8 protein-coding genes are annotated in these 13,819 nt (G+C 65.3%); 4 read left to right on the top strand and 4 right to left on the bottom strand.

All coding sequences use genetic code 11. The annotated features are described in order from the left end of the window. Positions 1–11 precede the first annotated feature (11 nt). Genes TRD_RS09055 through TRD_RS09040 form a run of 4 tightly spaced genes read left to right on the top strand, consistent with a single transcriptional unit; the run spans position 12 to position 4,084 of the window. Positions 12–1,088 carry a rod shape-determining protein gene (locus TRD_RS09055; protein WP_015922880.1) on the top strand — a complete coding sequence of 359 codons (1,077 nt, stop codon included), beginning with the start codon at positions 12–14 and terminating at the stop codon, positions 1,086–1,088. 12 nt (positions 1,089–1,100) lie between these two features. Further along, positions 1,101–1,919, top strand: a complete 819-nt coding sequence (mreC, locus tag TRD_RS09050; protein ID WP_015922879.1) for a rod shape-determining protein MreC — start codon at positions 1,101–1,103, stop codon at positions 1,917–1,919. Positions 1,920–1,928: 9 nt separating this feature from the next. Next, positions 1,929–3,308, top strand: a complete 1,380-nt coding sequence (locus tag TRD_RS09045; protein ID WP_015922878.1) for a Mur ligase family protein — start codon at positions 1,929–1,931, stop codon at positions 3,306–3,308. An 11-nt stretch (positions 3,309–3,319) separates the two neighbouring features. Next, positions 3,320–4,084 carry a type 1 glutamine amidotransferase gene (locus TRD_RS09040; RefSeq protein WP_015922877.1) on the top strand — a complete coding sequence of 255 codons (765 nt, stop codon included), beginning with the start codon at positions 3,320–3,322 and terminating at the stop codon, positions 4,082–4,084. On the opposite strand, the gene TRD_RS09035 is transcribed toward TRD_RS09040, so the two are convergent. From TRD_RS09035 to treS, 4 genes are read right to left on the bottom strand one after another with little or no spacing between them, the layout of a single operon-like run. Next, positions 4,071–6,515, bottom strand: coding sequence for a DUF3536 domain-containing protein (locus tag TRD_RS09035; RefSeq protein WP_015922876.1), 2,445 nt, complete (start codon positions 6,513–6,515; stop codon positions 4,071–4,073). The genes TRD_RS09040 and TRD_RS09035 overlap by 14 nt on opposite strands. After that, positions 6,512–8,455, bottom strand: a complete 1,944-nt coding sequence (gene glgB, locus TRD_RS09030) for a 1,4-alpha-glucan branching protein GlgB (RefSeq protein WP_015922875.1) — start codon at positions 8,453–8,455, stop codon at positions 6,512–6,514. Before glgB ends, TRD_RS09035 begins: the two co-directional genes overlap by 4 nt. Beyond that, a complete protein-coding gene (locus TRD_RS09025) occupies positions 8,452–10,446 on the bottom strand; it encodes a 4-alpha-glucanotransferase (protein WP_015922874.1) in 1,995 nt (664 codons plus the stop codon). Before TRD_RS09025 ends, glgB begins: the two co-directional genes overlap by 4 nt. Further along, entirely contained in the window at positions 10,443–13,814 is a 3,372-nt protein-coding gene (gene treS / locus TRD_RS09020; protein WP_015922873.1) for a maltose alpha-D-glucosyltransferase, read from the bottom strand. Before treS ends, TRD_RS09025 begins: the two co-directional genes overlap by 4 nt. Between the last annotated feature and the right edge of the window lie 5 nt (positions 13,815–13,819).

Below are 13,819 nucleotides of genomic sequence, written 5' to 3'. Positions count from 1 at the left end.
AGGGCACGACCATGATTCGACCACTCAGCGCACTGTTCGGGTTGTTCAGCCGCGACCTCGGTATCGACCTGGGCACGGCGAACACGCTCGTCTACGTGCGCGGCAAGGGTATCGTCATCTCCGAGCCATCCGTTGTCGCGGTCGATAAGAAGACGCGGCGGGTACTGGCTGTCGGCGTCGAAGCCAAGGCGATGGTCGGCAAAACACCGGATACGATCGTCGCCGTCCGTCCGCTCAAGGACGGAGTCATCGCCGACTTCGATACCGTGGAGATCATGCTGCACTATTTCATCCGGAAGGTCCACGCGCAGCAACTCCTGACTCCCCATCCACGAGTCGTCATCGGTATCCCCTCCGGCGTCACCGAAGTGGAAAAGCGTGCTGCCAAGGATGCCGCACTCAGTGCCGGCGCTCGGGAGGCGTACACGATCGAGGAGCCGATGGCGGCTGCCATCGGCGCCGGTCTTCCCATCAACGAGCCGGTCGGCAGCATGATCGTCGATATCGGCGGTGGGACGACCGAGGTCGCGGTCATCTCGCTGGGTGGCATCGTCGTCAATCGCTCCATCCGCGTGGCAGGAGACGAGATCGACGAGGCGATCGTCCAGTGGGCACGACGTGACCATAACCTGATCATCGGTGAGCGGACCGCCGAGAACGCCAAGATCGCCGCCGGCTCCGCCTACCCGCTCGAAGAAGAACGGCGGGTCGTCTTGCGGGGGCGGGACGTGCTCACTGGCCTGCCCAAAGCGGTCGAAGTGAGTTCGGTCGAGATCCGCGAAGCGATCGCCGGACCAGTCAACCAGATCATCGAGGCGGTCCGCTCCTGCGTCGAAGAGACGCCACCGGAACTATTGGCTGACATCATGGAGCGAGGGATCGTGCTCGCGGGCGGCGGGGCACTCCTCATGGGCCTGGACAAGCGTCTCCAGGCTGAACTCCGGATCCCGGTCTACCTCGCCGACGACCCGCTGACCTGTGTCGCTCGCGGCACGGGCCGCGTCGCGGAAGCGCTCCACCTCTACCAGCGCGCTCTGCAAGGGACGCAACAACGACGCGTACCGGCTGCTTCGAGCTCGACGACCTGACACGGATGAGGCATGCCGCTCACGCTCAAGCGCACGACGCTCTTCATCGTGATCCTCCTCCTGGCCAGCACGGTGCTCGTGGTTCTCGACCGCCAGCAGCGACTGGGCGGGATCACCGCTCCGCTGACCGGCCTGGTCACGGATGTCCAGCGCGGCATCGCACCAGTCTTCGCGTCCCTTCCTGTTCCCGCCACAAGCTCCGAGCGCGAACTCCGTGCGGAAGTCGAGCGCTTGCGCGCGGAGCGAAACGCGCTCCTCGCCGAGGTCGCCCGCCTGCGACAAGCGCAGCAGGAACTCGACCAGCTGCGCGCCCAGTTGCGTTTTCAGCAAGAGCATCCTGGACTCCAGCTCGTCCCGGCACGCATCATCGGATTCGATCCGGAACGACCACAACGGGTCTTCGTCATCGATCGAGGCAGCGAGGCAGGAATCCGCATCGGTATGGCAGTGCTGGATCCCAACGTCCTCGTGGGCATCGTGACACGGGTCGAGCCTGACCGCTCCCAGGTGACCGCGGTGACCGACCCCTCCATCCAGCTCGGCGCGCAACTCTCGGAATCGGGCGCCGAAGGGATCGTCTATGGCCAGGGCTGGCGAGGAAGCGGTTTGCTGATTCTCCGGCACCTTCCTCCGGACACGCCGTATCGAAACGGCGAACTCGTCGTCACGTCGGGACGCACCGCCGGCATTCCGCCAGGTCTCGTCATCGGTGTGGTGATCGGCGGCTCGCGCCAGGTCGCTGACGACGAGCTGCGCTTGACCGTCCGACCGCTCGTCGATATCCCATCGCTCCGCACAGCCAGCGTGCTGGTGAGCAGTGCGACCCAGTAGACTGGAGGCATGAACGTTTCGACGCTGCTCGCCATCGCAGCCGGTCGGCTGACAGTTCAGGCAACTCGCCGCCTGCGGCTCGGCGGTGGCACGGCGCTTCCGGGATTGCTCGCACTCCGCATCGCGCCGGATTTCCTGACTACGGCAGGTCGCGCGCTTCCGCAGGGGGCAGTCCTCATCGCGGGAACCAACGGCAAGACGACGACTGCGCGGCTCCTGGCTGGAACACTCGAATCGGCCGGCTTGACGATCGTGCACAACCGGTCGGGGAGCAACCTGCCGCGTGGCATCGCTGCCACGTTGCTGGAAACGATCGACTGGTCAGGCACGGTCCACCGTGACCTAGGCATCTTCGAGGTCGACGAGTTCGCCCTTCCGGAGATCGCCCAGGCGCTGCGTCCTCGCCTGCTCGTCCTGCTCAACCTGTTCCGCGACCAACTCGACCGGTACGGTGAACTGGAAACGATCGTCCGCGTCTGGGAACGCGCCCTGGACTCGCTTCCACTGGAGACGCTCCTCGTGGTCGATGCTGATGACCCGATCCTCGCTGCGCTGACCGAGCGGTTCGCGGATCGCCGCTGGACGTTCGGGCTCGCTGACCCCCGCATCGCCCTGCCTGCCCTGCCGCATGCTGCCGACTGGCGCTCTTGCCCGCGGTGCGGTGCTCCGCTCGCGTACGAGCAGGTTTTTCTCGGCCATCTCGGTGCCTACCGCTGTACGGCTTGTCCGTTCGCTCGTCCCCCACTGACTGTTGCGGGTCGCTGTGTGCGAACGGAGCACGGGCTACTCGCGGTCGAAGCGGTGTCCGACGAGCGGGAACTCGTCCTCCAGAGCCAGCTCACTGGCGTGTACAACGCCTACAACGTGCTGGCGGCGGCCACGGCGAGTCTGGCTTTGGGGCTCGCACCCGAGCAACTCGCCGCGGGGCTCGCGGGAGTGACGGCAGCTTTTGGCCGACAAGAGCGCGTCGAACTCGCGGGACGAACCGTCACCCTGCTGCTCGTCAAGAATCCGACCGGCTTCAACGAGGCGATCCGCCTGATCGCCGGTGCTGCCCAGCCGCAGCCGGTCCTCATCCTGATCAACGATCTGGACGCGGATGGGCGAGACGTTTCCTGGCTCTGGGACGTCGATCTCGAACCTTTGCAGGCACTCAGCGCACCAGTCAGTACCGGAGGCATCCGCAGCGCAGAGATGGCGCTCCGGCTCGCCTACGCTGGGATCGCGCCAGCACACCAGTTCGCTGGCGTCGCGACCGCGCTGGATCGCTGGGTGGAAACGCTTCCACCCGGCAGTGGCGGCTGGGTCCTGGCGACCTACACCGCGCTGCTGGAACTCCGGCGGGAACTCGCCCGACGGGGGCTGGCTCGCGAGTTCTGGCGCCAGTGAGGGAGCGACCGATGCACCTGACGATCGGCTGGCTCTACGCACGGACCATGAACATCTACGGTGATCGCGGGAACATCGTCACGCTCGTGGAACGCTGCCGTCGGCGCGGCATCGCGGTCGACGTGCTGGAGATCGGTGTGGGCGATCCGCTCGAGCCGGGTCGCTGCGATCTTTTCTTCTGGGGCGGAGGCCAAGACCGCGAACAGATCGCCGCCGCGCGCGACCTCGCCGGGCCCAAAGGCGAAACGCTGCGGGCGGAGATCGAACGCGGAGTTCCGCTCCTGGCCGTCTGCGGCGGCTACCAACTCCTCGGACACTTCTATCGGCCGCATGGTGGCCCCGAACTCCCAGGTCTCGGTCTCTTCGATGCCTGGACGATCGCCGGGTCGCGGCGCATGATCGGGAACATCGTCGTGGACTCGGACGAGTTCGGCGAACTGGTCGGCTTCGAGAACCACAGCGGGCAAACGTTCCTCGGGCTTAGCGCTCGCCCGCTCGGCCGCGTCCGCATCGGCTGGGGAAACAACGGGCGAGACGGAAGCGAGGGTTGTCGCTATCGGCACGCGATCGGCACGTATCTCCACGGCCCGCTGCTCCCCAAGAACCCTCGTCTCGCCGATTACCTGATCGCGCGTGCCCTCGAACTGCACGGCTGGTCGGGTGAACTCCCGCCGCTCGACGACACCCTCGCCGATCGCGCCCATGCGGAGGCCGTTCGCCGCGCCGAAGACCAGCGCCGTCGTTTCGCCTGGCATCGTCTCCTCAGGCTGCGCTGATCCCGCTCTCGCCGCCGTCCACCGCGATCCAGAGAACGTCGCACAGCGCTCGGAACCAGGTCAACCAGTTCTGGGCAACCGCGTCGCCTGTTTCGGCTCGGACGCGTTGTCCCGGGAACTCCCGGAGCAGTAGCTCGTACGCGATATTCTGGACGCGCCAGGTGTTGATCGGCTCCCGGATATGCGCCGCCACGCGAGCCAGGCCAGCGAGTGTCTCCATGAGAGCGACGTCCTGGGGGTTCGCGCGCCACTCGGTCGCCAGCGTCTCCATCGCCTCCTGGACGGCATAGGCCAGCCCCGGGTGATCGAGATCGAGCTGCCAGGTTTCAGCTTCTCGGAATAACTGCTCGAGCCGCTCGATCGACGGTCGCGGTTCGGCCAGCGTATGCCGGAGATCGGCGTTGACCGTCACCTCGGCAGCAGTCAGGAAAGCGCGGGGGATGGGAACGCCGAGTTCGCTGAGGAACCGCATCAGCGGCTGGCTGTCCTCGTACAAGTGCCGATAGAGCTCTTCGGCCTCGGCGAGCGTCGCGGTCAAGATGGTGTCGACCAGCTTGCGTTGCTCGTCCTTGAACAAGGACCGGAGCGAGTACTCGGCGCGGCCGAAGGCGCGATCGAGTGCCCGAACCGTCTCTGCCAGATCAGCGCGAGCGAACGGTTCGTTCACCGCAGCGAGGACCTGTCGGTAGCGTTCCGGCGTACCATCCGGTTCGACCCCACCGACCAGGTTGTGCTCACCGAGGTGCAGCGCTGCTGTCACGAAGGCCTGCTGCCGCCCCGTCAAGCTGGAGCGGACGCGGACTCGCGCCACGTAGAGATGCGCTCGCCCCGCGCGTTGAGCGGTTCCCTCCAGGCGCTCTACCTCATAGCAGCCGATGGCAGCTCGCTCCGGATACTCCTCGAAGAGCGCGCTCAAGGCATAGTGCGCTGCCACGTTGGCCAGCTCGACTCGGGCTGGACGCACCAGTCGCTCCCAGACACCGCGGCCATTCTGGTATTGCGGGAGATTGCTGGGAGCCTGTGCCAGCCGCTCGACGAATTCCTGCTCGAGCGGAACCTGAAAGAGTTCCTCGGCGATCTGAAGAGCGCGCGCTGCCGACTGCAAGGCTTGGACTGTCTCCAAGCCGGACAGTTCGTCGAAAAACCAGGCATCGCTGCTGTACATGCGGAGCGCGTGCCGCTGGAGTTCCAAAGCTTCCAGAACGCGAACCTGTTCTTCCGGCTGGAGCGCGCGCACCTGCCAGCGCTCCAAGAAGCGCCGGACGTTGTCCGGGGAGCGGTCGAGCACGACTTCGATGTAATCGTCGCGGGCAGCCCAGGGATCGCGGAGCAGCGCCCCCAGGTGCCGTTCGTACAGCGGCGCGATGGTATCGCGCAGCCAATCGAGCGCAGCCCGCAGCGGCGCGCGCCATTCCTGCGTCCAGCCGGGATGAGCACCGGTCTGGCAGCCACAGTTGCTGCGCCAGCGCTCGATCCCGTGGGCACAGCTCCACGAGGTCTCCTCGACGATCTGCGCTTCCCACGTCGCCGGGTGCGCGGCCAGATAGGCACCGTACGTCACGACTCGCGCATCGCGCTCGGCCCGCAGCGCCGCGATCGCCGCCGCCAGCGCCATGTCACCGAACCGGTGATGGTGACCATAGGTTTCGCCATCGGTCGCGATATGCGCGAGGCGATCGACCGTATCGCTCGCTGCTGCCAACAAGCGGGCCGCCAGCCGCCGCCCGTCCTGGAGCAGGTCACCGAAGGCGACATCGCGAGCGATCGCACCGTCATAGAAAAAGACGACCAACTCACGGCCAGACGGGAGCGTCACGCGGTAGGGTCGTGTCGTTTCCACACGCCCGCCGGACACGTCTTGCCAGCCGGAGAACCCGGGCGGTCGCACTGCAGCCGCCTGGTGCGGTGCCAGGATGGTGAACGTGATGCCTAACTCCGCGACGACTTCCAGGGTCGCGAGGTCGACCGCCGTTTCGGGCAACCAGATCCCTTCCGGACGTCGCCCGAAACGGTACGTGAAGTCTCGGATACCCCAGAGCAGCTCAGTGCGCCGATCGCGCTCGTTCGCCAGGGGCAAGATGACGTGATGATAGGGGTGCGCGATGGCTGGGCCATGCCCACCGAACCGCTGGCGCCCCTGTCGGTCTGCCTCCAAAATCGCCTGGTAGACCTCGGGAGCCGCCTGCTCGAGCCACCAGAGGAGCGTCGGGCCGAAGTCGAAACTGATCCAGGCATAGTTGTTGACGATGCGCGTGATCCGGCCACGCGCATCGAGGATCCGCGACCACGCGTTGGGGCCATAACACTCGGCAGTGATCCGCTCGTTCCAATCGTGATACGGATACGCGCTGTCCTCGAGTTCGACCACCTCCAGCCAGGGATTTTCCCGGGGTGGTTGATAGAAGTGGCCATGAATGCAGACGTACCTCACCGGACGCTCCCCTCGGTCGCACGCTTGAAGATCAGGATCGCGAGCGGCGGCAGGGTGAGGACGAGCGAGTACGGTCGGCCATGCCAGGGAACCGGCACAGTCTCCACACCACCCAGATTGCCCCAGCCACTCCCCCCGTACTCGCGGGCATCGCTGTTGAGCAACTCGCGCCAGAATCCGGGAGCCGGAGCACCGACACGGTAGTTCTGTCGCGGCACGGGGGTGAAATTGCAGACGATCAGCAGGGTGTCCGCTGGGTCACAGCTCTTCCGCAAGTAAACGAGAACGCTGTTTTCGGCATCGTTACAGTCGATCCACTCGAATCCGTCAGGCCACACATCGCGCTCGTGGAGCGCGGGTTCGCGGCACGCGAGTCGGTTCAGATCAGCCAGCCACCGTTGGACCCCACGATGAGGCGCGTACTCCAGGAGATGCCAGTCGAGACTCGTCTCGTGATCCCACTCCCGCCACTGGGCCAACTCCGCTCCCATGAACAGGAGCTTCTTGCCAGGCTGGGTGTACTGGTAGCCGTAAAGCAGTCGCAGGTTGGCGAATTTCTGCCAATCGTCACCGGGCATCTTGGCGATGAGTGAGCCCTTCCCGTGCACCACCTCGTCGTGCGAGAGGGGAAGCACGAAGTTCTCCGTAAAGGCATAGAGCATACGGAACGTGAGTTCGTGATGGTGGTATTTTCGATAGATCGGGTCGCGGCTGAAGTAGAGCAACGTATCGTGCATCCATCCCATGTCCCATTTCAGCCCGAAGCCCAGCCCACCGAGATAGGTCGGCCGGGAGACCATCGGCCAGGCAGTCGATTCCTCGGCGATCGTCTGGACATCTGGATAGTACCGGTAAATCTCCTCGTTCAGGCGGCGCAGGAAGGCGATCGCTTCCAGGTTCTCGCGCCCACCGTACTCGTTGGGAATCCACTCCCCCGGGCCGCGCGAGTAATCGAGATAGAGCATGGAGGCCACCGCATCGACGCGCAGCCCGTCAGCGTGGTAGCGGTCCAGCCAAAACATCGCGCTGGACAAGAGGAACGTGCGTACTTCGTTGCGCCCGTAGTTGAAGATCGCGGTGTGCCAGTCCGGATGGAATCCCTTGCGCGGGTCAGCGTGCTCGTAGAGGTGGGTCCCGTCGAAGAAGACGAGCCCGTGCTCGTCAGTGGGAAAGTGGGAGGGGACCCAGTCCAGGATCACCCCGATTCCCTGCTGGTGCAGCGCATCGACGAGCGCCATGAAATCCTGAGGTGTGCCGTAGCGCGCAGTCGGTGCGAAGTAACCGGTGATCTGGTAACCCCAAGAACCGTAGAAGGGATGCTCCATGACCGGCAAGAACTCGACATGCGTGAAGCCCATGCGCTGCACGTGCTCCGCGAGCTTGGGAGCGATTTCCCGGTATGTCAGCCAGCGGTTCCCTTCTTCCGGGACCCGCATCCAGGACCCGAGGTGCACCTCGTAGATCTGCATCGGCGCATCCAGGGCATTGGCTCGCCCGCGCCGTCGCATCCAGTCGCCGTCCTGCCACTCGTAGGTGAGATCCCAGACGATCGAGGCAGTACCGGGTGGACATTCATGTCGGAAACCGTAAGGATCCGCCTTGAAAACTTGGTAGCCATGATAGCGAGAAACGAGGTGATACTTGTAGCGGGCTCCCGGGCCGAGTCCTGGGATGAACCCCTCCCAGATACCGGAAGAGCCCCGAGGACAGAGCGGATGCTTGCCCGGCGTCCAATCGTTGAAGTCGCCCACCACGGAGACGCGCTCGGCATTCGGTGCCCAGACCGCGAAGTAGACTCCTTCCTCGCCATCCAGCACGCAGGGATGAGCGCCCATTTTCTCGTAGGCACGGAGCCATGTCCCTTCGCTGAACAAGTAGACATCGTGCTCCGTCAGCAGCGAGCGATCATGGCACGCCGGGCCTACTGGCCGACCAGTCATCCCCCTCCTCCCTTCCGTGCCGTCTCGACGATGGCGAGCGCACGCGTGACGAACGGATCACGAGTGAAGCTCGCCAAGCCGACGCGGGCCAGGCGCCGCCAGTTCGGCATTTCCAGCCCCGTTCCGGGGCGGTTCTGCGGCTCCCGCTCGAACCAGAGGTCTTCCACGTTGACCACCACGACCGCCGCCGGGCTCTCCGCCAGAAAGTGGAGCACGCCGAGCAAAACCGCTGCTCGGCGATCGCGTTCCGACTCGGGTAGCGAACCACGCTCGGCCAGCCAGCCGAGCACCGCTTCCTGAATACCCGGCCCCCACTCATCCCAGATGGCGACGAACGGTGGCAGATCATGAGTTACCAGACTCGCCACGACGTCGGGCGCCGGCTCGGTGAACTGACCGTCCCGGCGCTCGAACGGCAGCACGTACATGCGGAGCAAGCCATTGCGCCGCATCGCCTGGCGAACCGCCCGCGGCACCGTGCCCAAATCTTCCCCGACGACGGCACAACCGGCACGCTGGCTTTCGATCGCCAGTATGGCGTAGAACTCCTCGGCCGGATACCGGACGTAGACCCCTTCGCGCCCGCTCGCTCCGGCCGGCACCCAGTAGAGTCGATGGAAACCCATCACGTGATCGATCCGAAGCAGGCGCGCTGCCCGCAGGTGATGTGCCAGCACCGCTCGCAGGTAGCGATAGCCGTCCTCCCGCATCCGCTCCGGATGCGGCGGCGGGAATCCCCACACTTGCCCCCCAGCGAAGAAGGGATCGGGCGGAGCACCAGCGCTGGCCCCCTGAGCGAAGAGTTCCGGCCAATACCACACATCGAACCCTTCCGGGTGCACGCCGAGCGGGAGATCGAGGTAGAGTCTCTCCTTCCCCACGGCAGCCAGCTGCTGGTTCGCCAGCCACTGGGCGACCACATAGATCCACGCGGCCTCATCCAGACCCTGGTCCTGCTCGCGGTACTGGCGAGGTGGGGGCAGGTGCTCACCCTGGTCAACCGCCGCGCGGAATCTGGCGTAGTCCGATACCAGCGGCCGCTGGGCCAGCCATGCTTCCACCTCGCTCCGCGCCCGCTCGTGCCGAGCGACCTCCCGCGCCAGTACGGCCAGCATCTGGAAGCGCTCCCGCCAGGTCGCCCGGTAATCGACGAACCGATTCCCCTGCTCATCCGGAGACACGACCAACGGGCTCGCCCTCACCAGCTCGGGAAAAGGAGACCAGCCTGGATCGACGAAGAACTCGCTCCAGAAGAGCCGACTGACCGGTGCATAGGGACTCGGGTCGTAAGGGTGCTCGCCCAGGAAGGTCGGGAGCAGCGGGAGCGTTCCGACGAATTCCCCACCGCGTTCGCGCGTCCAGGCGACGAGTTCGTCGAGTCTCGTGTAGGTCGCGCCGTCACCCGGCTCGTCGCGCCAGAGCGCATAGAGCGGCAGAAAGTTTCCCCAGGTCCGTTCGATTCCGACCGCGCGAGGCAGCGCCACCGTCGGTGGACGGACGATGAGCAGCGTCCGCGCCTCCTGGCCATCCGGACAACGAATCACCATCTCATGGTAGCCGAGAGGGAATTCGTACGGCAGGGCGAGTTCCACCCGATATCCAGGCAGCTCGGGGATGCCGGACTGCCCGACCTGGTGCTGCGACCAGCGTCGCTCAGCTGGTAGCAGTTCCAGCACCGCTCCATCCTCGCGCTGGACGACGAGTTCGAAACGCCCTTCCTGGAACGCGGGAAGCACGAGCTGGAGCCGCGGCGTACCGCGGTCGGCTCGCCACACCTGGACCGGCTCGCACCGACGAGCCAGCCGTGCCTGCCGCCACTCCGCGAGCAAGGCTGGTGCCTCCTCCGGCGTGCCGATGGGAAAACCGAGCGCGCGCAGAACAGCGAGCAGGGCCGCATCGCTCGCCACCTGACGCTGTCCAGCGAGATCGCGATACGCCAACTGGATACCCGCCTCGCGCGCCAGCTGGCGCAAGGCCTGGCGCGTCGTCATGCGCTCCCCTCCCGCGCCCGCAGCAGCTCGAGGACACCGCCCAGCGGGATCGCCAGCCAGTCGGGGCGATGGCCGAGCTCGTAGCGGATCTCGTAGATCGCCTTGTCCATGAGGTACGCCTCGAGCAGCGTCCCCAGGTCCTTGGAATCGCTCGGGACGAGTGCCGTCGAGCCCACCACTTCCAGGTAGCCTTGCAAGAAGACCGCCGAGACCCAGCCGTACCAGAAGCGCAGCCAGGCCTCCGCTCGAGCGAGATCGGACAGCAAGCCACGTTGCTGCTGCTCGAGCAGCGTTGCCGAGGCCGCATAGTGGAAGGAGCGGAGCATCCCCGCCACGTCGAGCAACGGCGAGCGCTTCAGTCGCCGCTCGCTGAGCGGGCGCGCTGGCTCTCCCTCGAAATCGATGATGACGAAGTCCCGGCCGGTATAGAGCACCTGCCCGAGGTGATAGTCGCCGTGACAGCGGGTCCGCTGCGCGGGCAAGAGCTTTTGGAGGAGCTTCTGGTAGACCTGCACGATCTCGCGCTCGCGCTGGAGCACCGCATCCGCTTGCTCGCGGGTAGAAACCGGGAGACTCGCGAGCTGCTGGCGCAGCAAAGCGAGCGTCTGCAGCAGGTGGCTGCGCATCGCTTGATAGAGCGAGCGCTGGTAGAGCATGGAGAACGGTTCCGGCGCGAAGGCCGGGTCGTCGGTCACGCTGGCCAGTGCACGGTGCAGCTCCCCCGTCCGCTGGCCGAGCAAGCGCACGGCTTCCACGTAGGTGTCGATGAGCTCGTAGACCATCGTCGGTGGGGTCTGGCCAGCCAGATCGAGGAGCGACTCGACCTCGAGCCGGAGCGAGGGAGGATCCTCGCTGTAGGCCAGGGCCCGCTCGAGGAAACCGGCCAGTTCGTCCAGCGTGTACTGCCAGGCATCCCCTTCGTTCGGCACGTAGCCGAGCACGATCCCCAGCGTCATCGGCTCACCGTGCGCTGGCTGGTACTCCAGGCTTCCGGCCAACGGCGGCACGTGTGGGAAGCCGAGTCGTTCGCTGAGTACGCGCTCCATCTCCAGCTCCGGATTCGGCCCCGGTTCGACCCGCCGATACAACTTGAAGAGCACACGATCCGGAAAGATGACAGTTGTATTGCTCTGCTCGGCGCGACTGAGTACCGGCTCCGGGAGTGGCGCATCGGGTCGAACCAGGCGGCGGAAGGCGGCAGTCGGCTGGCTCGCGATGACGCCGTGCTCGCCGCGGAAGCGGCGCCGACGACCGATCTGCTCGATCAGACTCCGCACGCAGGCCGGCTCCGCCAGGGCATCGACGAGCAGGGCCTCGCTCCCTTCGACCAACGCTCGCGCGATGACCGCATGGGGCGTGCGCTCGACGATCTCACTGGCTCGTTCACCGCGGGCGAGCGCCAGCGGCAAGACGTACTGCTCCGGATCCCCCTCGGTGTACTCGACCGTGACCAGAACCAGGGTCGCTGGTGACTCCCCGGTCACCAGTGGGACCTGCTCGCTGATGCGGACCTGCTTGATCCGCCGTGCCTTTCCAGCGAACCAACGTCGTTTGCGCAGGTAACGCGGCAGGATCTCCTCGAACGCACGCTGCCCGCTCCCCAGTTCCAGGGTCCCTTCGCTCTCGCGCACCGGGACGAGCGGAAGCTCGCTCGTCGTGATCTCCACCGGTTCCTCGCCAGCTCGCGGTCGCTCGAGACTGAACCAATAGAAGCTGTGCGGGCCCAGCATGACGCGATACGGTCCGTCGCCGATCAACGGAAATTCGATGCGCCCGAACAGCTCGACCGGCACCAGCCCCCGATAGGCGGAGAGGTCCAATTCCGCCCACTGGACGAAGCGGGAGAGATTGGCGACAACCAGGATCGTTTCCTGCTCGTACCGACGAACATAGGCCAGGACCTTGCGGTTCTCGACGGGGATGAACTCGAAGGAGCCGCGGCCGAAGGCCTTGAACTGCTTGCGCAGCCCGATCAGGCGCTTCATCCACCAAAGGAGCGAATGCGGGTTCGCTTGCTGGGCCGCGACGTTGACCGCTTCGTAGTGATACTCGGCATCGACGATCACCGGGAGATACAGTCGTTGGCGCGGTGCGGTGGAGAAACCAGCATTGCGGTCCGCGCTCCACTGCATGGGGGTACGGACACCGTTGCGGTCGCCCAGGTAGATGTTGTCCCCCATGCCGATCTCGTCACCGTAATAGATGACCGGCGTCCCGGGGAGCGAGAAAAGCAGGCCGTTCATGAGCTCGATCCGTCGCCGGTTGTTGCCGAGCAAAGGGGCCAAGCGGCGACGGATCCCGAGATTGATGCGTGCGACCGGGTCGCGAGCATAGACGCGATACATATAGTCGCGTTCTTCGTCCGTCACCATCTCGAGCGTCAGCTCGTCGTGGTTGCGCAAGAAGAGCGCCCATTGCGCTGTTTCCGGAATCGGCGGTGTCTGAGAGAGGATGTCGACGATCGGGAAGCGATCTTCCATGCGGATCGCCATGAAGAGGCGCGGCATGAGCGGGAAATGGAAGGCCATGTGACACTCGTCACCGTTGCCGAAGTAGGCGACGGCGTCCTCCGGCCACTGGTTCGCCTCGGCCAGCAGCATCCGGTTCGGGTAACGCTCGTCGATGTAGCGCCGGAGTTCCTTCAGGAACTGGTGGGTTTCCGGTAGATTCTCGCAGTTCGTCCCCTCGCGCTCGTAGAGATAGGGGACAGCATCCAGCCGCATGCCGTCCACGCCGAGCCGCATCCAGAAATCGACGACGCGCAGGATCGCGCGTCGGACCGCCGGATTGTCGTAGTTGAGGTCCGGCTGATGCGCGTAGAAGCGGTGCCAGTAATAGGCCTTGGCGACCGGATCCCATGCCCAGTTGGAGGTTTCGAAATCCTTGAAGATGATGCGAGCTTCCTTGTATTTCTCCGGCGTATCGCTCCAGACGTAGAAGTTACGCCAGACCGAACCCGGCGCGGCACGACGCGCGCGCTGGAACCAGGGGTGCTGGTCCGAGGTGTGGTTCAGCACCAGCTCGGTGATGACCCGGATGCCTCGCCGATGCGCCTCCCGGATGAACTCCTTGACGTCGCGCAAGGTTCCGTAGGACGGGTGGACGTCGGTATAGTCCGCGATATCGTAGCCATCGTCGCGGAGCGGGGACGGATAGAAGGGAAGCAACCAGACTGCCGTGATTCCCAGATCTTCGAGATAGTCGAGTTTCTGCGTGAGCCCAGGAAAATCGCCGATTCCATCACCGTTGCTGTCGAAGAAGGCGCGGACGTGCAGTTCGTAGATGATCGCGTCCTTGTACCAGAGCGGATCGTCGGCGAGTTGGGTCACGGGTGCAGGGCGACGACGTTCAGTCAGCCGGACAGCCATGGACG

Origin of the sequence: Thermomicrobium roseum DSM 5159 (genome assembly GCF_000021685.1) — a bacterium.
In the GTDB taxonomy this organism is placed as follows: Bacteria; Chloroflexota; Chloroflexia; order Thermomicrobiales; family Thermomicrobiaceae; genus Thermomicrobium; species Thermomicrobium roseum.
Note: the sequence above shows the minus strand (reverse complement) of the source record. Positions and strands in the feature narration are given on the sequence as shown.